The sequence below is a fragment of the Rhodanobacter sp. UC4438_H5 genome, assembly GCF_052978405.1.
In genome coordinates this window covers 2,142,209-2,164,819 of the sequence record NZ_CM129672.1, presented here as the reverse complement: position 1 = coordinate 2,164,819, position 22,611 = coordinate 2,142,209, and the positions used below count along the sequence as shown (strand labels likewise).

27 protein-coding genes are annotated in these 22,611 nt (G+C 68.7%); 9 read left to right on the top strand and 18 right to left on the bottom strand.

Features of this window, described 5'->3' with window-relative positions:
* Nucleotides 1-128 precede the first annotated feature (128 nt).
* The 13 genes from ACVCL9_RS10290 to ACVCL9_RS10230 form a co-directional block, all read right to left on the bottom strand.
* Nucleotides 129-698 (bottom strand): hypothetical protein, encoded by a 570-nt coding sequence (locus ACVCL9_RS10290; RefSeq protein WP_447098204.1) that lies wholly within the window; start codon nt 696-698, stop codon nt 129-131.
* A gap of 7 nt (nt 699-705) precedes the next feature.
* Nucleotides 706-2,451, bottom strand: coding sequence for a phosphoenolpyruvate--protein phosphotransferase (gene ptsP / locus ACVCL9_RS10285; RefSeq protein WP_447098205.1), 1,746 nt, complete (start codon nt 2,449-2,451; stop codon nt 706-708).
* 150 nt (nt 2,452-2,601) lie between these two features.
* On the bottom strand, nt 2,602-2,871 hold the full coding sequence (locus ACVCL9_RS10280; RefSeq protein WP_447098206.1) for an HPr family phosphocarrier protein: 270 nt from the start codon (nt 2,869-2,871) through the stop codon (nt 2,602-2,604).
* A gap of 8 nt (nt 2,872-2,879) precedes the next feature.
* Nucleotides 2,880-3,272, bottom strand: a complete 393-nt coding sequence (locus ACVCL9_RS10275; protein WP_395120033.1) for a PTS sugar transporter subunit IIA — start codon at nt 3,270-3,272, stop codon at nt 2,880-2,882.
* A gap of 34 nt (nt 3,273-3,306) precedes the next feature.
* Complete coding sequence (gene rapZ / locus ACVCL9_RS10270; RefSeq protein WP_447098207.1) at nt 3,307-4,209, bottom strand: RNase adapter RapZ; 903 nt, start codon at nt 4,207-4,209, stop codon at nt 3,307-3,309.
* A gap of 4 nt (nt 4,210-4,213) precedes the next feature.
* Complete coding sequence (hprK, locus tag ACVCL9_RS10265; RefSeq protein WP_395120031.1) at nt 4,214-5,164, bottom strand: HPr(Ser) kinase/phosphatase; 951 nt, start codon at nt 5,162-5,164, stop codon at nt 4,214-4,216.
* Between the two features lie 157 nt (nt 5,165-5,321).
* Nucleotides 5,322-5,645 carry a ribosome hibernation-promoting factor, HPF/YfiA family gene (gene hpf / locus ACVCL9_RS10260; protein ID WP_395120030.1) on the bottom strand — a complete coding sequence of 108 codons (324 nt, stop codon included), beginning with the start codon at nt 5,643-5,645 and terminating at the stop codon, nt 5,322-5,324.
* 155 nt (nt 5,646-5,800) lie between these two features.
* Entirely contained in the window at nt 5,801-7,258 is a 1,458-nt protein-coding gene (locus ACVCL9_RS10255; RefSeq protein ID WP_447099530.1) for an RNA polymerase factor sigma-54, read from the bottom strand.
* Between the two features lie 79 nt (nt 7,259-7,337).
* Nucleotides 7,338-8,057, bottom strand: a complete 720-nt coding sequence (lptB, locus tag ACVCL9_RS10250) for an LPS export ABC transporter ATP-binding protein (RefSeq protein WP_395120029.1) — start codon at nt 8,055-8,057, stop codon at nt 7,338-7,340.
* Nucleotides 8,058-8,061: 4 nt separating this feature from the next.
* Nucleotides 8,062-8,649, bottom strand: coding sequence for a lipopolysaccharide transport periplasmic protein LptA (lptA, locus tag ACVCL9_RS10245; RefSeq protein ID WP_447098208.1), 588 nt, complete (start codon nt 8,647-8,649; stop codon nt 8,062-8,064).
* The gene (lptC, locus tag ACVCL9_RS10240; RefSeq protein WP_447098209.1) at nt 8,582-9,259 is read right to left on the bottom strand and encodes an LPS export ABC transporter periplasmic protein LptC; all 678 of its coding nucleotides are present in this window, start codon (nt 9,257-9,259) and stop codon (nt 8,582-8,584) included. Before lptC ends, lptA begins: the two co-directional genes overlap by 68 nt.
* On the bottom strand, nt 9,256-9,807 hold the full coding sequence (locus tag ACVCL9_RS10235; protein ID WP_395120026.1) for a KdsC family phosphatase: 552 nt from the start codon (nt 9,805-9,807) through the stop codon (nt 9,256-9,258). Before ACVCL9_RS10235 ends, lptC begins: the two co-directional genes overlap by 4 nt.
* Before the next feature lie 66 nt (nt 9,808-9,873).
* Nucleotides 9,874-10,884 carry a KpsF/GutQ family sugar-phosphate isomerase gene (locus ACVCL9_RS10230; protein WP_395120025.1) on the bottom strand — a complete coding sequence of 337 codons (1,011 nt, stop codon included), beginning with the start codon at nt 10,882-10,884 and terminating at the stop codon, nt 9,874-9,876.
* Between the two features lie 155 nt (nt 10,885-11,039).
* On the opposite strand from ACVCL9_RS10230, the gene ACVCL9_RS10225 reads away from it, so the two are divergent.
* Entirely contained in the window at nt 11,040-11,279 is a 240-nt protein-coding gene (locus ACVCL9_RS10225) for a BolA family protein (protein ID WP_395120024.1), read from the top strand.
* A 93-nt stretch (nt 11,280-11,372) separates the two neighbouring features.
* On the top strand, nt 11,373-12,632 hold the full coding sequence (gene murA / locus ACVCL9_RS10220) for a UDP-N-acetylglucosamine 1-carboxyvinyltransferase (RefSeq protein ID WP_447098210.1): 1,260 nt from the start codon (nt 11,373-11,375) through the stop codon (nt 12,630-12,632).
* A 119-nt stretch (nt 12,633-12,751) separates the two neighbouring features.
* Here the strand turns inward: murA and ACVCL9_RS10215 are convergent, their stop codons facing one another.
* The 3 genes from ACVCL9_RS10215 to purM form a co-directional block, all read right to left on the bottom strand.
* Nucleotides 12,752-13,456 carry a DUF3108 domain-containing protein gene (locus ACVCL9_RS10215; RefSeq protein WP_447098211.1) on the bottom strand — a complete coding sequence of 235 codons (705 nt, stop codon included), beginning with the start codon at nt 13,454-13,456 and terminating at the stop codon, nt 12,752-12,754.
* 35 nt (nt 13,457-13,491) lie between these two features.
* Entirely contained in the window at nt 13,492-14,151 is a 660-nt protein-coding gene (gene purN, locus ACVCL9_RS10210; RefSeq protein ID WP_395120021.1) for a phosphoribosylglycinamide formyltransferase, read from the bottom strand.
* A 160-nt stretch (nt 14,152-14,311) separates the two neighbouring features.
* On the bottom strand, nt 14,312-15,340 hold the full coding sequence (gene purM, locus ACVCL9_RS10205; protein WP_447098212.1) for a phosphoribosylformylglycinamidine cyclo-ligase: 1,029 nt from the start codon (nt 15,338-15,340) through the stop codon (nt 14,312-14,314).
* Between the two features lie 152 nt (nt 15,341-15,492).
* On the opposite strand from purM, the gene ACVCL9_RS10200 reads away from it, so the two are divergent.
* Genes ACVCL9_RS10200 through hda form a run of 3 tightly spaced genes read left to right on the top strand, consistent with a single transcriptional unit; the run spans nt 15,493 to nt 18,370 of the window.
* Nucleotides 15,493-16,476 carry a DUF2066 domain-containing protein gene (locus ACVCL9_RS10200; RefSeq protein ID WP_447099531.1) on the top strand — a complete coding sequence of 328 codons (984 nt, stop codon included), beginning with the start codon at nt 15,493-15,495 and terminating at the stop codon, nt 16,474-16,476.
* Nucleotides 16,477-16,490: 14 nt separating this feature from the next.
* On the top strand, nt 16,491-17,666 hold the full coding sequence (locus ACVCL9_RS10195; protein WP_447098213.1) for an AI-2E family transporter: 1,176 nt from the start codon (nt 16,491-16,493) through the stop codon (nt 17,664-17,666).
* Nucleotides 17,663-18,370, top strand: coding sequence for a DnaA regulatory inactivator Hda (hda, locus tag ACVCL9_RS10190; protein WP_447098214.1), 708 nt, complete (start codon nt 17,663-17,665; stop codon nt 18,368-18,370). The genes ACVCL9_RS10195 and hda overlap by 4 nt, the downstream gene beginning before the upstream one ends.
* A 6-nt stretch (nt 18,371-18,376) precedes the next feature.
* On the opposite strand, the gene ACVCL9_RS10185 is transcribed toward hda, so the two are convergent.
* Nucleotides 18,377-19,084 carry an RNA polymerase sigma factor gene (locus ACVCL9_RS10185; RefSeq protein WP_447098215.1) on the bottom strand — a complete coding sequence of 236 codons (708 nt, stop codon included), beginning with the start codon at nt 19,082-19,084 and terminating at the stop codon, nt 18,377-18,379.
* 154 nt (nt 19,085-19,238) lie between these two features.
* Here ACVCL9_RS10185 and ACVCL9_RS10180 point away from each other — a divergent pair, with 154 nt between their 5' ends.
* The 3 genes from ACVCL9_RS10180 to ACVCL9_RS10170 all read left to right on the top strand — a co-directional run bounded on the left by ACVCL9_RS10180 (nt 19,239) and on the right by ACVCL9_RS10170 (nt 20,809).
* Nucleotides 19,239-19,769, top strand: a complete 531-nt coding sequence (locus ACVCL9_RS10180; RefSeq protein ID WP_447098216.1) for a DUF4142 domain-containing protein — start codon at nt 19,239-19,241, stop codon at nt 19,767-19,769.
* Nucleotides 19,770-19,788: 19 nt separating this feature from the next.
* Complete coding sequence (locus ACVCL9_RS10175) at nt 19,789-20,112, top strand: cupredoxin domain-containing protein (protein ID WP_447098217.1); 324 nt, start codon at nt 19,789-19,791, stop codon at nt 20,110-20,112.
* Between the two features lie 148 nt (nt 20,113-20,260).
* Complete coding sequence (locus ACVCL9_RS10170) at nt 20,261-20,809, top strand: hypothetical protein (protein WP_447098218.1); 549 nt, start codon at nt 20,261-20,263, stop codon at nt 20,807-20,809.
* Nucleotides 20,810-20,839: 30 nt separating this feature from the next.
* Here ACVCL9_RS10170 and ACVCL9_RS10165 read toward each other — a convergent pair whose 3' ends face one another.
* On the bottom strand, nt 20,840-21,643 hold the full coding sequence (locus ACVCL9_RS10165; RefSeq protein ID WP_395120013.1) for an inositol monophosphatase family protein: 804 nt from the start codon (nt 21,641-21,643) through the stop codon (nt 20,840-20,842).
* A gap of 136 nt (nt 21,644-21,779) precedes the next feature.
* On the opposite strand from ACVCL9_RS10165, the gene ACVCL9_RS10160 reads away from it, so the two are divergent.
* Nucleotides 21,780-22,544: an RNA methyltransferase gene (locus tag ACVCL9_RS10160; protein ID WP_447098219.1), complete on the top strand. Its 765-nt coding sequence runs from the start codon at nt 21,780-21,782 to the stop codon at nt 22,542-22,544.
* The last annotated feature ends 67 nt before the right edge of the window (nt 22,545-22,611 follow it).

The following is a 22,611-nucleotide window of genomic DNA, read 5'->3' as shown; positions in this document are numbered from 1 at the left end:
TGGTCGTTGTCGTCGCGTAAGGGAGCAGGCGGGCGTTGCCCGGCCTAAGCCGGTCGTCGGGGTCTGTCGGAGTCAGGCATCGCCTGAATTAAGCCGAGCCGCGAAGCGGCTTCGGCTTGAACGAATTGTCAGGCCGGATACGCAAAAGTGGTTGCATGTGATTGGCCCAAAACATCTCCGTAAAGCACCCACTCCGATTGATCAGGTGCGGTTGCGAAAATAAACCACAGGGCACCAATGCGGAGCGGTGGGATCTTCAGGTCCTGCGGTACGAACGATCCTTGGCGGTTCAGGAAAACGCCAACCGTTAGCGAGCTGGAGGAGTACTTTGCCAGCCCATCCACGATGTCCTGAACCGTGGCGGTGGCATTGAGGGATTCTGGGGCAAGTTCCTTGAGTTGAACCGGAGCGAAGTGTCTTACCTCTTGCTCTTGCCACGTTGCAATGAAGTCGTAGTCGGATGCTTCGATAGGGCAGAAGCGAACCGGAAGGCCGAGGTTATGCGACATGCCTAGGCTAAACAGCGCAGCTTGACGATACTCACGCGGCCCCTTGAGATCGTTCGTGCGTAGATGCCGCACTTGTGGAGAAACATCCAAGCTGACGGCTGAGAGTTCGATTTCGCGGAGCTCCCGAAGCGCGACCTCGGGATCGCGGTAGGCGAGTTTTTTTGCTTGGTTTAGCGACGCACGATCCATATACGGCCTAACAGGGCGCAGCGTTCGCGAGGATGGCGTTCAACGTCGCCGCCACCTGCTCGTGGGTATGCGCGCGCAGCAGCTTTGCGGCATGGCGGCGCAGGTGGGCGCGGTCGAGCGCGGCGAGGCGGTCGCGGACCTGCAGGATCTGGCTTGGGTGCATGCTGAACTCGTTGAGGCCGAGCATCAGCAGCAGTGCGGTGAAGCTGATGTCGCCGGCGATCTCGCCGCACAGGCTCACCGGCTTCTTCGCGCGGCGGCCGGCGCCGATCACGTGCGAGAGCAGGCGCAGCAGGGCCGGTTGCAGCGGGGTGTAGATGTTGTCCAGCGCATCGTTGCCGCGGTCGGCGGCGAGCACGTATTGGGCCAGGTCGTTGGTGCCGATGGCGAGGAAGTCGCTGTGTTCCAGCAGCGCGCGCACGTTGATCGCCGCGGCGGGCACTTCGATCATGGCGCCCAGCGGCAGTTTCTCCGGCAGGTCGATGTTCTCGCGCTTGAGCTCCTGCCGCGCCAGCTTGAACAGGGTGCGCACGGCGATCAGCTCGTCCGGCTGGGTCACCATCGGCACCAGCACGCGCACCGGGCCGTAGCACGCGGCGCGCAGGATCGCGCGGATCTGGGTGGTGAACACGGCCGGGTAGCGCAACGACAGGCGCACGCCGCGCACGCCGAGCGCGGGGTTGTCCTCGCCGCGCAGCGTCAGTCCGGCGGCGTCGGCCTTGTCGGCGCCGAGATCCAGCGTGCGGATCGTCACCGGCAGGCCGCCCATGCCCATCACCAGGTCGCGATAGGCGATGAACTGTTCGTCCTCGGAGGGCAGCGCGCGCTTGCGCAGGAACAGGAACTCGGTGCGATAGAGGCCCACGCCGTCCGCGCCGCGGGCGCGTGCCATCGCCACGTCGGCGGGGGTTTCGGCATTGGCCAGCAGGGCGATCTCGACGCCGTCGCGGGTGCGCGTGGGCGCGTTGGCCAGCTTGGCCAGGCGGCGCCCTTCGTCGGCGGCTTGGCGCTGCCAGGCGCGGTAGCGCGACAGGTCCTGCGCGGTGGGATGCACCACCGTTTCGCCGCGCTCGGCGTCGAGCAGGATCAGGTCGTCGTCGTGGATGTCGGCCAGCGCGTCGCGCGTACCCACCAGCATCGGCAGGCCGAGGCTGCGCGCCAGGATCGCGCTGTGCGAGTAGGCGCTGCCGGAGCTGGCGACGACGCCGAGCAGCCCGGCGCCGGCCAGTTGCGCCATGTCGGCGGGGGCGATCGAGTCGGCGATCAGGATCTCGCCGACGCGGGCGGCCAGCTTGCGTTCCTCCGGGCTGGTCTGGCGCTGCAGCGCGGAGATCACCCGGTTGATCACCTGCTCGACGTCCTCCTTGCGGCTGCGCAGGTAGGGGTCGTCCATCGCCTCGAACACGGCGGCGAGGCGGTCACGTTGTTTTTTCAGCGCCGCGCCGGGTCGGTAGCGGCCGACCCGCACCAGGTCGTCCAGCCCGCGCAGCAGTTCGGCATCGTCCAGCAGCAGGCTGTGCGCGTCGATGAACTCGTTGACCTCGCGTGCCAGCGCGCCGTGCAGCTTGCCGCGCAACTCGCGCAGTTCCTGCCGCGCGGTTTCCAGCGCCCGGTGCAGCAGCTGCAATTGCTCCTCGACCTCGCCCTCGTCCAGTGGCCGGGTGTCGACGGCGTAGCGGCTCGGCTGCACCAGCCGCGCCCGTCCGAGCGCCATGCCGCGCGCCGCCAGCGTGCCGGGGAGGACGTGTCTCACGATTGGTCGCCTTGGGGGCCAATCGCGGGAATAGGGAATAGGGAATAGGGAATAGGCAAAGCAGAAAGCAAGGTGCTTGCGGGAAGCGGGGCGCTCGCGGGCACTCCGCTTCTTACCATTTCCGATTCCCTATTCCCGATTCCCTGCATCTCAGGCTCCCTCGTCGAACTTGCGCTCGAACAGCGCGATCACCGCCGCCAGAGCGGCTTCTTCGTCGGGGCCGTCGGCACGCACGGACAGCGGCGTGCCGATGCCGGCGGCGAGCATCATTACGCCCATGATGCTTTGTGCGTTGACCTCGCGGCCCTTGCTGACCAGCCAGACGGTGGATTTGAAGCCCTGCACCAGTTGCACCAGCTTGGCCGAGGCGCGGGCGTGCAGGCCGAGCTTGTTGGAGACGACGATTTCTTGTTCGAGCATGGGCAGTGTCAGGCGTGGTCGATGAAGATGCCGCCGCGACCGCCGCTGGCGGCGATTTCGGCCAGTTCGTCGAGCGGCTTCTCCGCGTAGTTGAGGACGCGCAGCAGCATCGGCAGGTTGAGCCCCGACACGCAGCGCAGGTGCACGCCGAGCGCGCCCAGCGACAGGCCGATGTTGCACGGGGTGGCGCCGTACAGGTCGGCCAGGATCAGCACGCCGCCGCCCTGGTCCAGCTCGCGCGCGTGGTGGGCGGTGAGCGAGCGCATGACCTCCGGGTCGGCCTCCGGCGGCACTTCCACCGCGGCCACCCGCAGCGGCAGCTGCGGCATCACGTGGCGCGCGGCGGAGATCAGCGCGTGGCCGACCGCCTCGTGGGTCATCAGCAGCACGCCGACGCTCATGGGGTTGGCCTCGCCGGGTGGCTCGCGCGCATCATCATTCGAGCTCGCGGTGGAAGGTGAGCACGCCTTCGCGCTGGCTGCGGTAGTGCGCGGCGAGCTTCTCCACCAGGTAGACCGAGCGGTGGCGTCCGCCGGTGCAGCCGATGGAGACGGTCAGGTAGCTGCGGTCGTCCTGTTCGAAGCGCGGAATCCAGCGGTCGAGCCAGCTCGCGGTGTCGGCGAAGTACTCGCCCACCATGGGCTCGGCGTCGAGGTATTCGCGCACCGGCGCGTCCTTGCCCGACAACGGCCGCAGATGCGGTTGCCAGTGCGGGTTGGGCAGGCAGCGCGCATCGAACACGAAATCCGCATCCAGTGGCAGTCCGCGCTTGAACGCGAACGACTGGAACATCAGGGTCAGTCCCTCGGTGGCCTGCGCGTAGCCGGTGGCGACCAGCCGGCGCAGCTGGTGCACGTTGAGGTCGCTGGAATCGATCACCTTCTCGGCGATCGCCATCAGCGGGCGCAGCAGGCGGCGCTCCTCGACGATCGCATCGGCGAGCGACACGCCGCGCAAGGCCAGCGGGTGGCGCCGGCGGGTTTCCGAGTAGCGCTTGATCAGCACCTCGTCGCGGCAGTCGAGGAAGATCAGGTGCGGCTCCACCCCGGAGGCGGCCAGCTCGGACAACACATGGGGCAGGTGGGCGAAGTCCTCGCCGCGATTGCGCACGTCCATGCCCACCGCGATGCGCCGGCGCCGGCTGCTGCGATCCTGCAGCACGGCCTGCACCAGGTGCGGCAGCAGGCTGCCGGGCAGGTTGTCGACGCAGTAGAACTCCAGATCCTCCAGCGCGCGCAGCGCCACCGTCTTGCCGCCGCCGGACAGGCCGGTGAGCACGATCAGGTGGATTCCCTCGCGGGCGTTGAAGGGGGTCAGCGGCGGCTCGTTCTCGTTCATGCGTTCACCACGGGGGCAGTCGGCGCAGCTGGTGCGCCTGGCGGTCGATGAAGGTCTGCGCCGGATCGATGCCCTTGCTCTTCAGCGCGTGGCTGCGCACCGCGGCTTCGACCAGCACCGCGATGTTGCGGCCGGACGCCACCGGGATGGTGATCATCGGCACCTGCACGTCGAGGATCGGGCGATGGCCGATGTCGCCGGTGAGGCGGGTGAGCGCATCGGCCTCCTCGCCGTCGCGCAGCGGCTTCAGGTGCACCACCAGGCGCAGGTACTTGGAAGTCTTCACCGACATGTGACCGAACATCTCGCGCACGTTGAGGACGCCCAGGCCGCGCACTTCGAGCAGGTCCTGCAGCAGCTCGGGGCAGGTGCCGTCGATCACGTCCGGCGCGATCAGGGTGAACTCGGTGGCGTCGTCGGCCACCAGCCGATGGCCGCGGCTGATCAGTTCCAGCGCCAGCTCGCTCTTGCCCGAGCCGGCCTCGCCGGTGATCAGCACGCCGATCGAGAACACTTCCAGAAAGACGCCGTGCAGCGTGGTCTTGGCCGCCAGCATGCGCGCCAGGTGATATTGCAGGTAGGTCAGCAACTCGTGGCCGCGCTTGGGGCTGATCCACAGCGGCATGTCGGTTTCCTCGGCGACCTCGCGCAGGTCGGCGGGAACGGATTGATCCTTGGTCACGATCAGGGCCACCGGCTGGTAGGCGGCGATCTTGTGCATCACTTCCCAGCGCTGGCGCGAGTCGAGCCCGTCGAGGTAGTTGAGCTCCTCCGAGCCGATGATCTGGATCTTGTTCGGGTAGATGATGTTGAGGTAGCCGATCAGCGACGGCCGCCGCGCCTGCGCCACGCCCGGCTCCAGCAGCCGCGATTCGCCGCGCATGCCCGACACCCAGCGCAGCGCCATGCGCTCGTGCACGCCGTCGTAGAGTTGTCGCGCGCTGATCCGATCCAAGCCTGCGGCCCTTGTGTCGCGTGATGGGCGACGTGGGCCGCCCGAACCGCCACCATTGTGCCAGCTTGCGGCTTGCACGGCGTGCAGAGGCAAGAACGGCCCGCCGGAGAACCGGCGAGCCGTGCTGCATGCGAATGGTCGAACCGACGCGGAGGGATCAGCCGTACTGGCGTTCCTCGCGCGCCTCGCGCTGATGCTTGTCGGCGACTTTCTCGCGGTACTTGCGCAACTGCGCGACCAGCTTGTCGAACAGCACGTCGATGGAGGCGTACATGTCCGCCTCGGTGGCTTCGGCGTGCAGGGTGCCGCCGACCACGCTCAGGGTGCCGTCGGCGCGCTGCTGGAGCTTGTCCAGCGAGAGCACGATCACGAGGCTTTTCAGCTTGTCGTCGAGGCGGGTGAGGCGGTCGAGCTTGGCGGTGGCGTGGTCGCGCAGCGCCGGGGTGACTTCAATCTGCTGGCCGCTGAGTTGGAATTGCATGGAGGCGCCTCCTCTGGTGGTGCAGTGCCGCGTTTCGCGGCGGGTGGACGTGCCGCGGTCGGCTCGACCTGGCACGCCTTTCAGTCATCTCGTCTACAAGACATGGGAACACTTTGGCGACAAGCAAGTTCCCGCCCGCGCCATGCCGCGACCGATCAGCCGGCGCGCTGGCGTTCGCTGGATGTGGGTATGCGCAGCCCCTCCCGGTATTTGGCCACGGTGCGGCGGGCGACCTGGATGCCCTTGGATTGCAATTCTTCGGCGATGGCCTGGTCGGACAGCGGCTTGCGCGGATTCTCCGCGTCGATGAGCTTGCGCAGCATGGCCTGGATCGCGGTGGCCGAGGCGCTGCCGCCATCCTCCGTGGAGACGCCGCTGGAAAAAAAATACTTCAGCTCGAAGGTGCCGCGCGGCGTGTGCAGGTATTTGCGCGTGGTGACCCGCGAGATTGTGGATTCGTGCATGCCCACCTCCTCGGCCACCTCGCGCAGCACCAGCGGATGCATCGCCTCCGGGCCGTAGTCGAGGAAGGCGCTTTGCCGGCGCACGATCGCCTCGGCCACCTTGAGCAGGGTTTCGGCGCGCGATTCCAGGCTCTTGATCAGCCAGCGCGCCTCCTGCAGCTGGCCGCGCATCCAGCTGGCATCCTCGCCGCGGGCCTTGGCGATCAGGCCGCAGTAGTGCTGGTTCAGGCCCAGCCGGGGCTGCGAATCGGGGTTGAGGCTGACCCGCCAGCGCATGCCGTCGCGGATCGCATAGGCGTCCGGCGCCACGTACTCGACCGGGGTGGCGTCCAGCGCCGCGCCGGGGCGCGGGTCCAGGCTGCGGATCAATACGGCGGCCTCGGCCACGTCGTCGGGCGTGGCGTGCAGGCGCCGCGCCAGTCGCACGATGTCGTTGCGCGCCAGCAATTCCAGCTCGCTGTCGACGATGCGCAGCGCCAGGCTGCGATGCGGGGTGTCGGGGTCGAATTGCTCCAGTTGCACGCGCAGGCAGTCGCGCAGGTCCAGGCTGCCGACGCCGGCCGGGTCGAAGCCCTGCAGCCGGCGACGCACCGCCTCCACTTCCTCCACGCTGGCGTCGAAGCCGGCTGGCAGCGCGGCGAGCACCGCTTCCATCCCCTCGGCCAGGTAGCCGGCGGGATTGAGCGCGTCGATCAGCACGGTGGCGATCAGGTGTTCGCGCGGGTTGAACGAGGCCAGGTTGAGCTGCCAGGTCAGGTGTTGCTGCAGGGTTTCCGGGGCGGCGTTCTGCGGCTCGAAATCCTCGTCGCCGCGCGAACCGCTGCCGTTGCCGGGACTGTTGCTGGAGAAGTCGATCGGCGACTCCGCCACGCCGCCGCCGTCGGCCCAGTCGATGGCGCCTTCATCGTTCTCGCTGTGGCTCTCGGGCGCCTTGTCGGCGAGCTGGAAATTGCTCTCGGCGTCGTCGAGACCTTCGGTTTCCTCGTCCTCGACCTCCTCGGCAAACTCCAGCAACGGGTTGCTCTCGGCGATCTGCCGCAGTTCGGCTTCCAGCTCCAGCTGCGACAGCTGCAACAGGCGGATCGCCTGCTGCAGTTGCGGCGTCAGGGTCAGTTGCTGGTGGAGGCGAAACTGTAATGCGGGTTTCATGCCAGCCAGGTCGAAGGAACGTGCGGCCATCCTAGCGCGTGGCCGGAGACGCGGCCAGCGCGGCCCGTCACGCCCTCGTTCAGAGCCGGAATTCGCGGCCCAGATAGACCTCGCGGACCTTTTCGTCGGCCAGGATGTGCGCCGGCGTGCCGCGCGAGAGCACCTCGCCCTCGTTCAGGATGTAGGCGCGGTCGCAGATGCCCAGGGTTTCGCGCACGTTGTGGTCGGTGATCAGCACGCCGATGCCGCGTTCCTTGAGGTGGCGCACGATGCGCTGGATCTCGCCCACGGAGATCGGGTCGACGCCGGCGAACGGTTCGTCCAGCAGCATGTAGCGCGGATTGGCCGCCAGCGCGCGGGCGATTTCCACGCGGCGCCGCTCGCCGCCGGACAGGCTGATGCCCTTCTGGCCGGCGATGTGGGCGATCTTCAGCTCGTCGAGCAGGCTTTCCAGCTCGCTGTCGCGCTGCTTCGAGGTCAACCCCTCGCGCAGTTCCAGCACCGCCATGATGTTGTCCGCCACGCTCAGCCGGCGGAACACCGACGCCTCCTGCGGCAGGTAGCCGATGCCAAGCTTGGCGCGTGCATGCATCGGCAGGCCGGTGATGTCGCGCTTGTCCAGGGTGATCGTGCCGGCATCGGCCTCGATCAGGCCGACCACCATGTAAAAGCAGGTGGTCTTGCCGGCGCCGTTGGGGCCGAGCAGGCCGACTACTTCGCCCTCGCGGATCGAGAACGCGAAATGGCGCACGACCTGGCGCGACTTGAAGCTTTTCTGCAGACCTTCGGCGGAGAGCATGGGGTCAGTGTTGCCCCTGCGGCGCCGGGCTGCTGGCCGCGGCGGCCGGCGCCGCGGCGGAAGACGCGGGGGCGGGAGGGATGGTGGCGGAGTGCGCGGTAGCAGGCTGCGGCTTGGGCAGGAAAATCATGTGCACCATGCCGTCGTTGCCGCTGCTGCCGGTCATCTCGCTGGTCTGCGTGTTGTAGGTGAGGGTGTCGCCATGGGCTTCGCCGCGACCCTGCTGGTGCACCGCGGCCTGGCCCTTGAGCGTGGCGATGCCCTTGATGTTGTCGTAGTCCAGCGTGCGCGCGTCGCCAGACATCAGGTTGCCGGCATCGTCCAGTTGCTGGATGTGGGCGTTGCCGGTGACCACGATGCGGCTCAGCTGCTGGTTGCCGTCGACGTAGATCTTGGCCAGGTCGCCGGTGATCCGCAGCGTGCCCTGGCTCAGCTCGACGTGGCCGTTGAGCGTGGTGACGCTGTTGGGCGCATTGAAGCCGCTGAACGAATCGGCATGCACCACCCGCATCGGCTGGCTGCGGTCATCCTTCCGGGCCAGGGCGGGCTGCAGCAGCAGCGCCCCCAGCACGAGCAGGGCGAGCCGGAGCATTCCGTGGCTGCGGAAAGAGGATGCCGTGGACGTCATGGAGAAGTTCCAGGTGGTTGTCAGAGAGGTTGGCGCGCATGCCGACCCCGTTCATTCTACTGTCGCCCTGCGTGAGCTGGGCGGGTTGGGCCGTTTCCAGGCGGTTTTCGCGCGGCCACGCGGTGACTTCCGAGGTCTTCACGCCGGCATCGGGGCGGGCCACGCCGTGCGCGTCGGTGAAGGCATCCCGGTGCAGCTCGACCGGCCCCTGCAGCTTGAGCACGGTGCCCGGCTTGTTGACCCAGCCGTAGCGCGACTTGCCGCGCCACGGCGGCACGCCGGCCTGTTCGGCAGGAATCTGGAACGTGGGCGAGTCGAGATACAGCGACTCGTCGCCTTCGCGCCGGTCCACCCGCGGCGCCTGCAGGTACACGCTGGGCTTGCCGTCGACGCCGAACTCGGTGACGCGGGCATCGTTCAAGGTGTAGCTCGAACGCGGCGGGCCGACGAAGTCGCGCGCGCGCGGCGCCGGGCCCAGCCACCACAGCAGCAACTGGCTGGTGCCCGCGGCGAGGCCGACCAGCACGATGGCGGCCGGCAGGCGCCGGTCGCGCAGCCACTGGCGCAAGCTCACTGCCAGTGCTCCCGCTCGGCGTCGCCGTGGCCTTGCGCATGCAGGATCAGGTCGCACACCTCGCGCGCCGCGCCTTCGCCGCCGGGCGCGCGCGTCTGCCAGTGCGCCGCCTCGGCGATCCACGGGTGTGCATTGGCCACCGCCACGGCCAGGCCCGCCACGCGCATCGGTGCGAGATCGGGCAGGTCGTCGCCGACGTAGGCCACCTGCGCGGGCTGCAATTGCAGCGCGTCGAGCAATTCGTTCAGGCAGGCACGCTTGTTGCCCTGGCCCTGGTAGACGTGGGCGATGTCCAGCTCCTCGGCGCGCAGCGCCACCGGATGGCTGATCCGCGCGGTGATCAGCGCGACCTGCACGCCGTAGGCCTGCAGCCGTTTCAGGCCCAGCCCGTCGTGCACGTGGAACACCTTGGTCTCGCGGCCGTCCTCGCCGTACCACAGGCGGCCATCGGTGAGCGTGCCGTCGACATCGAACACGGCCAGGCGTACGCGGGCCGCGCGCTCAAGGATCGCTGCCGGAAGATTGGTGAGATAGACGGGATTGGGCACGATTGTGATTTCGGGTTTCAGAGCGAAAGCGCGAGCTTGCCTGATTTTCTGATTTGCCAAGGCAAATCAGACCACGCGCGCACGAAGCAGATCGTGAATGTTCAGCGCGCCGACGACGTGCTGTTCGTCGTCGACCACCAGCAGCGCGTGGATCTGGTGCTTCTCCATCAGCTGCGCGGCCTCGGCGGCCAGGCGCTCGGCGCCGATCGTCTTGGGGCCGCGGGTCATCAGGTCGGCGACGCGGGCGCCGCGCAGGTCGACCTCCTCGTCGTCCAGCGCGCGGCGCAGGTCACCGTCGGTGAACACCCCCAGCAGGCGCTGCTCGGCATCCACCACGGCGGTCATGCCCAGTTGCTTGCGGGTCATTTCCATCAGCGCGGTGGTGAGCGAGGCATCGGGCGACACCCGCGGCACGTCGTCGCCGCTGTGCATCACGTCGCTGATGTGCAGCAGCAGGCGCCGGCCCAGCGCGCCGGCCGGGTGCGAGCGGGCGAAATCGTCGGCGGTGAAGCCGCGCGCTTCCAGCAGCGCGATCGCCAGCGCGTCGCCCAGCACCAGCGCCACCGTGGTGCTGGTGGTCGGCGCCAGCCCGAGCGGGCAGGCTTCGCTGGAGATGCTGCCATCCAAGTGTACCTCGGCCTCGCGCGCCAGCGAGGAGGTGGCGCGCCCGGTGATCGCGATCAGCGGGATGCCCTGGCGTTTGATGACCGGCAGGATGAACAGCAGTTCGTCGGTCTCGCCCGAGTAGGAGATCGCCAGCACCACGTCCTGCGGCAGGATCATGCCCAGGTCGCCGTGGCTGGCTTCGCCCGGGTGCACGAAGAACGCCGGGGTGCCGGTGGAAGCCAGGGTGGCGGCGATCTTGCGCGCCACGTGGCCGGATTTGCCCATGCCACTGACCACCACGCGGCCCTTGCAGGCCAGGATCAGGCTGCAGGCGGCGGCGAAGTCGTCGCCGATGCGCTGCTCCAGCGCGGCGATCGCGGTCGCCTCGGTGGCGATCACGGTACGGGCGCTGCGGATGATGGCGTCGGGGCTCGGTGCGTTCGACGCGGGTGGGGCGATGCGTGCGTTCATGTGAGCTCAAGTGGGGGAAGGGCGCCGACGTCGTTTCTGTGCCAGAAGAATTCCATTACCATGGCATATTCGCATTTTAACGTCTTTGCCTGCCCCATGGTGCCGCCACGCGCGCCACCCATGGCTTCGCCGGCACGACTCCGTATGGAACGCCCATGGACCCCAACCGCATACAGGCGATGATCGAAGCAGGCCTGCCCGGCGCCCGGGCCGAGGTCGACGGCGCCGACGGCGTGCATTTCGAAGCCACCGTCGTCGCCAGCCAGTTCGCCGGCAAGCTGCCGCTGGCGCGCCACCGACTGGTTTACGCCACCCTGGGCGAGCTGATGGGCGGCGCGATCCACGCGCTGGCACTGAAGACCTTGACGCCGGAAGAGGCCGGGAACAGGGAGTAGGGAATAGGGAATGGCAAGAGCCGCTCCCCATCCTGACTCGCGACAATCCCGGCTTTTCCATTCCCTATTCCCTAATTCCCGATTCCCAGCTCAATGGCCAAAATCCTCATCAACGGCGGCGTGCCACTTCATGGCGAGGTCGGCATTTCCGGCGCCAAGAACGCCGTGCTGCCGATCCTCGCCGCCTGCCTGCTGGCCGACGAGCCGGTCAGCATCGGCAACGTGCCGCATCTGCACGACGTCACCACCTTCATCGAGCTGCTCGGCCAGATGGGCGTGCAACTGGTGCTGGATGACCGCATGAAGATGCACGTCGACCCGCGCACCACCAGCACCTGCGTGGCGCCGTACGACCTGGTGCGCACCATGCGCGCCTCGATCCTGGTGCTCGGCCCGCTGGTGGCGCGCTTCGGCCAGGCCGAGGTCTCGCTGCCCGGTGGCTGCGCGATCGGTTCGCGCCCGGTCGATCAGCACATCCGCGGGCTGCAGGCGCTGGGCGCCGACATCACGGTGGAGAACGGCTACATCAAGGCGAAGGCGTCGCGGCTGAAGGGCGCGCGCGTCACCATGGACATGGTCACCGTCACCGGCACCGAGAACATCATGATGGCCGCGACCCTGGCGCAGGGCACCACCATCATCGACAACGCCGCGCAGGAGCCCGAGGTGGTGGATCTGGCGCATTGCCTGATGGCGATGGGCGCGCAGATCGAGGGCGCCGGCAGTTCCACCATGGTGATTCACGGCGTGGAGCGCCTGCACGGCGCCGAGTACAGCGTGCTGCCCGACCGCATCGAGACCGGCACCTTCCTGGTCGGCGCGGCGATGACCGGCGGCAAGGTGCGCGCGCGCCACGCCCGCGCCAACACGCTGGACGCGGTGCTGGCCAAGCTGGAGGAAGCCGGCGCGCAGATTTCCACCGGTGACGACTGGATCGAGCTGGACATGGGCGGGCGCCGGCCGAAGGCGGTCAACATCAGCACCGCGCCGTACCCGGCGTTCCCGACCGACATGCAGGCGCAGTTCACCGCGCTCAACTGCGTGGCCGAAGGCACCGGCGTGGTCACCGAGACGGTGTTCGAGAACCGCTTCATGCACGCGCACGAACTGCAGCGCCTGGGCGCCGACATCCGACTGGAAGGCAACACCGCGATCGTGAAGGGCGTGGAGCACATGAGCGGCGCGCCGATCATGGCCACCGACCTGCGTGCCTCGGCCTGCCTGGTGCTGGCCGGCCTGGTCGCCAGCGGCGAAACCGTGGTCGACCGCGTCTACCACATCGACCGCGGCTACGAGAACATCGAGGAGAAGCTCGGCGTGCTCGGCGCGCGTATCCGCCGCCTGCCGAGCTGATCCGGCGTCCTAGGACCGCGTCCCCACCCGTAGGAGCCCGCTCGCGGGCGATGCTTTTGTGCCGGGACTCGGCATTGGGGATTCGCCAAAAGCATCGCCCGCGAGCGGGCTCCTACGGATCAGTCGGCCTTGTAGCTCACCAGCTCCATCGTGAGGTCGCCGCCATCGTGCTGCGACAGCTTGACCGGCAGCGGGTAGCGCTCGGGCGCATACCAGGCACTGAAGCCGCGGTCGGCATCGGTGCGGTCGACCCGCTGGGCCTGGAAGCTGCCGGCGGGAACCTGGATGTTTTCCTTGCCGACGACCCTGAACTGCTGGGTTTCCACCCGCTGGCGCACGGCGACCGCCAGCGCCACCTGCTGCTGGCCGTCCTGCAGGGCCACGCCCAGCGCCAGCGGCAAGGTGTTGCGCTCGACGATGCCCGGCTGCGCCGGATAGCTCTCGCTGCCCTTGCCGCTCTCGACGTGCACCTGGCGGGCGTTCCAGTCCACGCGCAGGTGGCGCGTCTTGTCCTTGATCCCGGTCCGCAGCTGATAGTCGTAGCTGATCGCCTCGGGCAGTTGGCCCTTCCAGCGGAAGCGTGAGGTCTCGTCCGTGCTGGCGCCGAGCAGCGCGGCGAGGCCGCCGGTGCCCTTGACCGCCTTGCGGTAGGTCCACTGACCGTTGCCGTCGTTCTGCAGGCTCACCGTGGCGGTGCCCATCGGGCTGCCGTCGCGCGACACCTCGTAGGTGGCAGTGAAGGCGCCCGGCGTGGTGGCCGCGGTGGCGGTGCCAAGCCAGAAGGAAAGGGCCAGCAGGGTGGCGAGCAGGGGTCGCATGGTCATGCCCGGAGTCTGCCCGCGCCGGCCTGAATGGTGCATCACTCCAGGCCGTGGTCGCCCAGCAGCAGCGGGGCCGACAGCGGCTGCCCGGCATGGTGCGCCGTGCCGTCGCGCCATTGCAGGCGACCGCTGGCGAGCAGGCCGAGCACGGCCGGCAGCAGGCGGTGTTCCAGCGGCAGCAGGCGCTCGGCCAGGCGCTGTTCGTCGTCGCCGGCCTCGATCGCCAGCCGTGCCTGGGCGATCACCGGGCCGCCATCGAGCTCGGCGGTGACGAAATGCACGCTGGCGCCATGTTCGGCGTCGCCGGCTTCCAGCGCGCGCCGATGGGTGTGCAGGCCGCGGTACTTCGGCAGCAGCGAAGGATGGATGTTGATCACGCGGCCGACCCACGGACGCAATGCCTCGGCGTCGATCACGCGCATGAAACCGGCCAGCACCAGCAGCTCGGCACCGCTGGCGGCAACGCGGCCGAACAGGTCCAGGTCGTAGGCGCGGCGATCGGGATAGGCTTTCGGCGACAGCGCCAGGGTGGGGATGCCGGCCGCCTCGGCCAGGCGCAGCGCGCCGGCGTCGGCCTTGTCGCTGGCCACGAGGGCGAATTCCACCGGCAGGGTGCCGGCGTCGCGCGCGGCAATCAGCGCGGCGAGATTGCTGCCGCGGCCGGAGGCGAGGACGGCGATGCGTGTTGGTGAGGTCATGGTTTTCGCCGTTCGCCCTGAGCGTGGACCCGCAGGGTCGGAGTCGAAGGGTCCTTCGGCTTCCTCGCTTCCTGAAAAAGCAGCCATTTCCGGCTGCTTTCCGCGTGCGCTGCGCTCAGGGCGAACGGTATGTCGGCGCAGCGCGGGCGGGCACGATATGTCAGCCGATATGCACGCGCTCGTCGTCCTGTGCCTTCACCACCGCGCCGATCACCGAGCTGACCAGGCCGTGCTGCGCCAGCAGCGCGGACGCGTCGGCCACGGCGTCGGGCGGCAGGATCACGGTGAAGCCGATGCCGCAGTTGAACGTGCGCCACATTTCCTCGCGCGCGACCTTGCCTTCGCGCATCAGCCAGTCGAACACCGGCGGCAGCACGATGGCCGATGCGTCCAGCGTGAGGCCGAGGCCGTCGGGCACCACGCGGATGATGTTTTCCTTGAGGCCGCCGCCGGTGATGTGGGCGAGTCCGTGGACCACGCTTTCCTTCAACAACTCCAGCATCGGCTTCACGTAGATCGTGGTTGGCGCCATCAGCGCATCGGCCAGGGTCACGCCGCCGAGATCAAGCTCCCACGGGTTGCCGGCGCGCTCGAGAATCCTGCGCACCAGCGAATAGCCGTTCGAGTGCGGCCCGCTCGAGGCGACGCCCAGCACCACGTCGCCGGCCACGATCGACGCGCCGCTCAGCATGCGTGACTTTTCCACCGCGCCGACGGTGAAGCCGGCCAGGTCGTATTCGCCGGGCGGGTACATGTCGGGCATCTCGGCGGTTTCGCCGCCGATCAGCGCGCAACCGGCCAGCTCGCAACCCCTGGCGATGCCGCCGACCACGGCCACGGTGGTCTCCACGTCCAGCTTGCCGGTGGCGAAGTAGTCGAGGAAGAACAGCGGCTCGGCGCCCTGCACCAGCACGTCGTTGACGCACATGCCGACCAGGTCGATGCCGATGGTGTCGTGCCGGCCCAGTTGCTGGGCGAGCTTGAGCTTGGTGCCGACGCCGTCGGTGCCGGAGACCAGCACCGGCTCCCGGTAGCGGCCGGAGAGATCGAACAGGCCGCCGAAGCCGCCCAGCCCGCCCATCACCTCGGGGCGGAAGGTGCGCTTGACCAGCGGCTTGATGCGTTCGACCACGGCATTGCCGGCGTCGATATCGACGCCGGCGGCGCGGTAGGTGAGGGCGTCGGACATGGCGGAAACCGGCGTGGCAGAAACACGCAAGTTTAGCAGCATGCGCCACCGAAACCCGCGGCATCCGGTCGCCGCCGCACCGCATGGATGGACGCTGCGGGCGGGATTGGGCAGACTTCACCCGTGTTTTCTTCAGGAAGATCGCCGTGCCCATGCGCCTGCACCGTCTGTGGATCGTGTTCCTGCTGCTCGGGCTGGCGGCGCTGCCGCGCCTGCATGCGCAGGCGGCCGGCTCGCCGTATTCGGTCACCGTGCCGGTGACCGACACCAGCGACGAGCAGCGCGACCAGGCGTTCTCCACCGCGCTGGCGCAGGTGATGGCGCGGGTGGCCGGCGGGCAGGACCTGCGCGCCAACCCGGGCTACGCCGAGGCGCTGGGCAGCGCCAGTTCGCTGGTGCAGAAGTTCCAGTACCAGCGCGCCGCCACCGGCCTGGTGCTGGACGTGGATTTCGCGCCGGCCTCGGTGCGTCGGCTGATCGGCAAGCTCGGCGTGGCCAGCGCGGGGATCAAGCCGCCGGTGCTGCTGCTGGTGCGGCAGGCCGACGGCAGCGCCGTCGATCCGGCGCAACTGGCCAGCCTGGCCACCACTGCCGCGGCGCGCGGCACCACGGTGGTCTTCCCCGAGCCCGGCAGCGAGCCCGATCCGGCGCTGGTCGCGGCGGCCGACCCGGCCACTCTGGCGCGCATCAACCGGCAGTACCACACCGGCCTGGTCCTGCTCGGCAGCCTGCACGCCGGCACCGCGGACTGGACGCTGATTGCCGGCGGCCAGGCGCAGCGCTGGAGCAACCAGGGTACGGACGAGGATGGCGTGCTGGCCGATGCCGGCAACGGCCTGGTCGACCGGCTGGGCAAGCAGCTCAACGTGATCGGCGCGGCGACCAGCGAAGGCAAGCTGTGGATCAGCGGCGTGGATTCGGCCGATGAGTACGCCAGCCTGCTCGCCACGCTCGACAGCGATCCCTCGGTGCACCAGGTGACCACGATCGGTGCGCTGAACGACGGCGTCCTGCTGGGTGTCACCGCGTCGATGCCGATCAAGGCGCTGGCCACCAGCCTCGCCGCGGGCGGGCGCTTGCTGCTGCAGGGCGAACCGCACGAGGGTGCGGACGCCAACTTGCGCTGGCTGCGGTGAAGGCGGTGGATCGGGTGACCCGGGACAAGGACATCTCGCGGCGCTGGCAGCTGTTCGCGCTCGCCGCCGTCATTGTCTATCTGCTGTGGCTGCTGGCGCCGGTGCTGATGCCGTTCGCGATCGCCGCGATGCTGGCCTACCTGGGCGATCCGCTGGCCGACCGGCTGGAGCGGCTGGGGCTGAAGCGGATGTGGGCGGCCACGATCGTCTTCGTGGTGCTCCTGGTGGTGGTCGTCGGCGTGCTGCTGCTGCTGATCCCGATGATCGTTCACCAGGTCGAGAACCTGGTCAGCAACTTGCCGCGCTACGGCGACTGGGCGCAGAACGTGGCCTGGCCATGGCTGCAGGCGCGACTGCACCTGGACCCGCACACCTTCGACAGCGAGCGCCTGCTCGGCACCCTCAAGGCGCACATCGGCTCGATCGGCGGCGTCGCCACCGCGGTGATCGGCAAGGTCTCGCGTTCGGGCGTCGGCATCGCCATGTGGCTGACCAACCTGGTGCTGATCCCGGTGGTGGCGTTCTATCTGCTGCGCGACTGGGATCGGCTGGTGGCCACCATCGACGGTATGCTGCCGCGCTCGGTGCAGCCGACCATCGCGCACCTGGCGCGTGAGTCCGATGCCATCCTCGGCGCCTTCGTGCGCGGCCAGCTGCTGGTGATGCTCGCGCTGGGCGTGTTCTACGGCACCGGGCTGGGCCTGGTGGGCCTGTCGGTCGGCCTGCTGATCGGCATGGTCGCCGGCCTGCTCAGTTTCGTGCCGTATCTCGGTTTCATCATCGGCTTCGTCGCCGCGATCATCGCTGCGCTGGTGCAGTTCGGCGATTGGGCCCACGTGCTGATGGTGTGCGGCGTGTTCATGCTGGGCCAGCTGCTGGAAGGCTACGTGCTGGTGCCCAAGCTGGTTGGCGACAAGATCGGCCTGCATCCGGTGGCGGTGATCTTCGCGGTGCTGGCCGGCGGTTACCTGTTCGGCTTCCTCGGCGTGCTGCTGGCCTTGCCCGCCGCGTCGGTGATCGTGGTGTTGCTGCGCTATCTGGTCGAGCGCTACCGGATGAGCGAGCTTTACAACGACGAGGGGCCCGCCGATCCGGTGATCGCCGAGGTCGAGGTGGCCGTGCGCGCCGATGGCGACGTCGCTGCCGGGGCGCAGGTGGCGCCCGCGCCGGGGGACCGGCCGGCCGAATGAACCGGCAACTGCCGCTCTCGCTGCGCTGGCCGCGACGCCAGCGCTTCGAGCATTTCCACGCCGGCGCCAACGCGGCCGCGCTGGCCGCGCTGCGCCGCTTCGCGGTGGAGCCCGGTGTGCCCTGGATCTACCTGCATGGCGTGGCCGGCAGCGGCCGCAGCCACCTCCTGCTGGCCACCTGCCAGGCCGCCACCGCGGCCGGCCGGCGCGCGCAATACCTGCCGCTGGCCACGATGGGTGATGCCGCGGCCGTCATGCGCGGCGTCGCCGGCAGCGAGCTGCTGGCGCTGGATGATCTCGGTTCCATCGCCGGCAAGCGCGATGCGGAACATGCGCTGTTCGACCTCTACAACCGCGCGAGAGCCGAAGGTCACGCGCTGCTGTTCGCCGCCGACGCCGCGCCCGCGCAGATGGGCATCGAGCTGCCCGACCTGCGCTCGCGCCTCGGCGCCTGCACCCAGTTCGCGTTGAAGCCGCTGGACGACGACGAACGGCGCGCGGTGTTGAAGGCGCAGGCGTCCTCGCGCGGCATCGAGCTGGACGACAGCGTGCTTGACTGGCTGTTCGCCCGCTATGCGCGCGACCTCGGCGCCTTGCTCGACCTGCTCGACAAGCTGGACGCCGCCTCGCTGGCCGCGCAGCGGCGCGTCACCATCCCGTTCCTGCGCGATTTCCTGCGCGAGGGTGGGGCTGGCGCGTCCTGACCGGCGTCAGGCCTCGCCCGTCTCGGCGTCCAGTCGCGCCATCACCGCGTCGGTGACGCGGGCGCAGCGGCGACCCATGAAGGCGAAAGCCTCGCCGACGGTGGTGGCGAGCTTGTCGTGCAACGCGGCGCGCAGCTGGCGGCGGGCGCGATGCAGGCGGGTTTTCACCGTCTCCGGCTTGATGCCGAGCTGGCTGGCGGTTTCCTCCACGCTGCATTCCTCGACCTCGCGCAGCATGTACACCACGCGGAAAGCCGGCGGCAGTTCGTCGATGGCGTGCTCGAGCAGGTGGCGGATCTGCGCGCGGGCGGCGGAGGCGGCGGGGTCCTCGCTGCCGAAGGCCGAGGGGAAGCGGATGATCTGGTGCGTGTCGTCGGGTGCGGCGTCCACCTGTTCCAGCCCGACCATGGTGTGGCGCTTGCGCAGGCGGCCACGGGCCTCGTTGAGCACGATCGTGGTCAGCCAGGTCGACAGGGTCGAATCGCCGCGGAATGAATCCAGCTTGTCATAGGCACGCATATACGATTCCTGCAGCACGTCTTCCGCTTCCGAGTCGTCGCCGATCACCGCGCGCGCGACGCGGAACAGGCGCTGGTTGCAGCGCTGCATGATGTGTCGGAACGCCGCGCGCTCGCCGTTGCGGACGCACGCCACCAGCGCGTGGTCATCCAGGGTGGCGTAGTCGACGGGTGCAATACGGGCTTGGTTGGGCATGGTTTCCTCCTTCTACACCCGATCCGATGCATTTGCATGCCGCGAGGTTCCCGCGGCCCGTGACCGATTGGCGGGAACCGGCGCGCCGCGGTTGCATCAGATGGGCACGGGCGGCCGCTGCGTGCCGCCCATCAAACCCAAGGAATCACCCATCATGAACAAGCCGCTGTTTGCCCTCATCCTCGGTCTGGCGCTGGCCGCCGGTCCCGCCATGCAGGCCGATGCCGCCGCGCCGGCTCCCAATGACGCGCAGATCGCGCACATCGCCTACACCGCCGGCGCGATCGACGTCACCGCGGCGAAGCAGGCGCTGCAGAAGTCGCACAACCCGGCGGTGCGCGCCTTCGCCGAGGAAATGGCACGCGACCACGCGGCGGTGAACGAGCAGGCGCTGGCGCTGGTGAAGAAGCTGGGCGTGACGCCCGAGGACAACGCGACCAGCCAGTCGCTGGCCAGCGCCGCCGCGGCCGAACAGGCCAAACTCGCCGCGTTGAGCGGCGATGCCTACGACAAGGCCTACGCTGCCAACGAAGTCGCCTTCCACCAGACCGTCAACGGTGCGTTGAGCGGCACGCTGATTCCGGCGGCACAGAACGCGGAGCTGAAGTCGCTGCTGGAAACCGGGCTGAAGCTGTTCCAGTCGCACCAGATGCATGCCGAGCATCTGGCGCAGAGCCTGAAGTAGGGCGCGCGCCATGCTTCGCATGATGCTTTGGCTCGGCATCGCGCTGGCGCTGGTGGGCGGCTTCGTGTCGGCCACCGCCGCCGGCGCGGCGACCGCCCCGCGCGTGCACGTGGTCGTGATCGACAAGATGGCCTTCGGCCCGATGCCTGCCGACGTGCGCGCCGGCGACATCATCGAATGGGCCAACCACGGCATCCTCGAACACAGCGCCACCGCCCGCGACGGCAGCTTCGACGTTGATCTCAAGCCGGGCGCCACGGCGCGCCTGACGGCGAAGGCCGGCACCTTCGTGGTGTTTTGCAAGTTCCACCCGACGATGCAGGCGAACCTGGTCGTGAAGTAGTCTGTCCATTGCCCGGTCGCCAGCGTGCGACCGGGCGAACCGCGCCAGGCGCCGATGGCCTTGTTGGCGCGCGCAGTTGTCGAGTCGTTCTTGTGCGAGCTGTTTCGCACGCGCATGATTCCTCGGAGCAACATCGGGAGTCGATGCCATGTCGTGGCTGTTCTCCGGCGTCGTGATCGCGGCGCTTCTTGGAAGCACGGTCGAGCCCTATTCGGCAACTCATCCTGCGGTTTACGCGGGCACCTATGTGGTGCGAATCTGCCATGGTTCCTGTGCAGGGTCGTCAGCTCGTGTGTTCCGTAGCGGGACGATGGTTCTCTTCGAGCAACCCCTGCTGGATCGGCAGGGCTACACGTTTCGCGATTCGCTTCGGCGTGATCCTGACAATGCCTGCTTCGTGCTTGAACGCGTTGGCGCACCAGCGGAGGGTGACTACGTTCCCGCGCAAGGCTTCTTTTCCTGGAGCCTGCGCGAACACACCGTCGAACTGGAACTCGTGCGCTCCCCCGATGGTGGTTACGGAGTAAGTCTGCACCCTACGCCGACGGGGCTCGGCGGCACGAGCGCTATTTGGGGAGGTGCTGTCGGGGCCGTGGCACCCGATTCACCGCCCGTGCCGCCGGACATCATTTCGGCGACTCGCATCGGTGAACCTGATATCGCGAAGTGTCCGCCGCTTTCAGATGGGAACCGGTGAACTGCGTGGGCACAGTAGCGCGCGGCTACCTCAAGCCTTGAGCAGCGCCGGTGTCGCCTGTTGCCCGATGGCGTCGACCATCGCCTTGGCCACGTTGAGGTTGCCGGCGATGAGGTTGCCGCTTTCCGGGATGCCGTCGCGGCCGGCGAAGTCGCAGTAGCGGCCGCCGGCCTCGTGCACCAGCAAGACGCCCGCGGCCATGTCCCAGGGCTTCAGGCCGATCTCGAAATAGCCGTCGTAGCGACCGGCGGCGACATAGGCCAGATCCAGCGCGGCGGAGCCGGAGCGGCGGATGTCCTCGGCCTGGCCGAGGATGGCGCGGGTCATGTCCAGCTGCGGGCCGAGGTGCTCGCGCTGGCGGAACGGGAAGCCGGTGGCGATCATCGCGCCGCCCAGGTTCTCGCGTTTGCCCACGCGCATGCGGCGATCGTTGAGGTAGGCGCCGTCGCCCTTGCTGGCGGTGTACAGCTCGTCGCGCAGCGGGTCGAATACCACCGCGTGGATCGGCACGCCCTTTTCCAGCAGCGCGATCGACACGCAGAAGTGGGGGATGCCACGCAGGTAGTTGTGGGTGCCGTCCAGCGGGTCGATCACCCAGGTCAGCGGACCCTTGCCGGTCGCGCCGCTTTCCTCGGCGAGGATGGCGTGGTCGGGGTAGGCGCGGCGCAGTTCCTTGACGATTTCCGCCTCGGCCAGCTTGTCGACCTCGGAGACGAAATCCATCTGCTGCTTCTCGACCACGTGCAGGCCGTCGATGCGGTTCATGTAGCGCAGGATCACATTGCCTGCGGAACGCGCGGCGCGCGCCGCGATCGTGACGTGTGGTCTGGCCATGGGTATCGACTTTGGAAGAGAGCGGGGTTTGCGGCCGCCGATTCTAGCAGGCCGCCCGCCGCTGCGGGCGGAAAGCGGCCGGCGCCGGCACTTGTCCGTTATCCTTGCGTGTTCCGCCCGCCACGCCGATCCGCGCATGCCCGACACCGCCGACCTCGCTTCCCGCCTCCGCTTCGTGCTGGTGCGTACCTCGCACCCGGGCAACATCGGCAGCGCGGCACGGGCGATCCGCACGATGGGTTTCGCGCGGATGGAGCTGGTCAGCCCGGCACATTTCCCCGACCGCGAGGCGAACGCGCTGGCGGCCGGTGCCGATGAAGTGCTCGAGCATGCCGGCGTGCACGGCGAGCTGGTCGACGCGCTGGCCGGCTGCAGTTTCGCGCTGGGCCTTTCCGCGCGTCGGCGCGGCATCACCCTGCCGGAAATCGGGCCGCGCGAAGCCGCGCGACAGGCGCTGGCTGTCGCGCGGCGCGGCGAACAAGTGGCGCTGCTGTTCGGCAACGAGCGCAGCGGGCTGGCGAACGAGGAGCTGGCGCACTGCCACGCGATGGTGCGGATTCCCAGCGTGGACGATTTCAGCTCGCTCAACCTGTCGCAGGCGGTGCAGGTGATGGCGTACGAATTGCGCATGGCGGCCCTGGGCGACGAAGTGCCCGCGCCACCGCCGGAGCACGACGAGCCGCTCGCCGATGCCGCCCTGATGGAACAGTTCTACCGCCATCTGGCGCAGACACTGGACGACATCGAGTTCCACAAGGGCCGCGAGCCGACCACGATCATGCTGCGCCTGCGCAAGCTGTTCCAGCGCGCCCAGCCGGACCAGCGCGAGTTGCGTGTGCTGCACGGCATCCTGGCCGACGCGCAGCGCATGGCCGGCCTGGCGAAACGGCACGATCCGTAGGGCGGGCACTGCCCGCCATTTTTGGCGATGCCGCAACGGGGCAAGGGCGGCGGGCGGTGCCCGCCCT

Bases quoted from the DNA above. Each gene is read 5' to 3' on its own strand.
- ACVCL9_RS10290 (WP_447098204.1), bottom strand. From the start codon at position 698: ATGGATCGTGCGTCGCTAAACCAAGCAAAAAAACTCGCCTACCGCGAT.
- ACVCL9_RS10280 (WP_447098206.1), bottom strand. From the start codon at position 2,871: ATGCTCGAACAAGAAATCGTCGTCTCCAACAAGCTCGGCCTGCACGCC.
- ACVCL9_RS10275 (WP_395120033.1), bottom strand. From the start codon at position 3,272: ATGAGCGTCGGCGTGCTGCTGATGACCCACGAGGCGGTCGGCCACGCG.
- rapZ (WP_447098207.1), bottom strand. From the start codon at position 4,209: ATGAACGAGAACGAGCCGCCGCTGACCCCCTTCAACGCCCGCGAGGGA.
- hpf (WP_395120030.1), bottom strand. From the start codon at position 5,645: ATGCAATTCCAACTCAGCGGCCAGCAGATTGAAGTCACCCCGGCGCTG.
- ACVCL9_RS10255 (WP_447099530.1), bottom strand. From the start codon at position 7,258: ATGAAACCCGCATTACAGTTTCGCCTCCACCAGCAACTGACCCTGACG.
- lptB (WP_395120029.1), bottom strand. From the start codon at position 8,057: ATGCTCTCCGCCGAAGGTCTGCAGAAAAGCTTCAAGTCGCGCCAGGTC.
- lptA (WP_447098208.1), bottom strand. From the start codon at position 8,649: ATGCTCCGGCTCGCCCTGCTCGTGCTGGGGGCGCTGCTGCTGCAGCCC.
- ACVCL9_RS10230 (WP_395120025.1), bottom strand. From the start codon at position 10,884: ATGAACGCACGCATCGCCCCACCCGCGTCGAACGCACCGAGCCCCGAC.
- ACVCL9_RS10225 (WP_395120024.1), top strand. From the start codon at position 11,040: ATGGACCCCAACCGCATACAGGCGATGATCGAAGCAGGCCTGCCCGGC.
- murA (WP_447098210.1), top strand. From the start codon at position 11,373: ATGGCCAAAATCCTCATCAACGGCGGCGTGCCACTTCATGGCGAGGTC.
- ACVCL9_RS10215 (WP_447098211.1), bottom strand. From the start codon at position 13,456: ATGACCATGCGACCCCTGCTCGCCACCCTGCTGGCCCTTTCCTTCTGG.
- purN (WP_395120021.1), bottom strand. From the start codon at position 14,151: ATGACCTCACCAACACGCATCGCCGTCCTCGCCTCCGGCCGCGGCAGC.
- purM (WP_447098212.1), bottom strand. From the start codon at position 15,340: ATGTCCGACGCCCTCACCTACCGCGCCGCCGGCGTCGATATCGACGCC.
- ACVCL9_RS10200 (WP_447099531.1), top strand. From the start codon at position 15,493: ATGCGCCTGCACCGTCTGTGGATCGTGTTCCTGCTGCTCGGGCTGGCG.
- hda (WP_447098214.1), top strand. From the start codon at position 17,663: ATGAACCGGCAACTGCCGCTCTCGCTGCGCTGGCCGCGACGCCAGCGC.
- ACVCL9_RS10185 (WP_447098215.1), bottom strand. From the start codon at position 19,084: ATGCCCAACCAAGCCCGTATTGCACCCGTCGACTACGCCACCCTGGAT.
- ACVCL9_RS10180 (WP_447098216.1), top strand. From the start codon at position 19,239: ATGAACAAGCCGCTGTTTGCCCTCATCCTCGGTCTGGCGCTGGCCGCC.
- ACVCL9_RS10175 (WP_447098217.1), top strand. From the start codon at position 19,789: ATGATGCTTTGGCTCGGCATCGCGCTGGCGCTGGTGGGCGGCTTCGTG.
- ACVCL9_RS10170 (WP_447098218.1), top strand. From the start codon at position 20,261: ATGTCGTGGCTGTTCTCCGGCGTCGTGATCGCGGCGCTTCTTGGAAGC.
- ACVCL9_RS10165 (WP_395120013.1), bottom strand. From the start codon at position 21,643: ATGGCCAGACCACACGTCACGATCGCGGCGCGCGCCGCGCGTTCCGCA.
- ACVCL9_RS10160 (WP_447098219.1), top strand. From the start codon at position 21,780: ATGCCCGACACCGCCGACCTCGCTTCCCGCCTCCGCTTCGTGCTGGTG.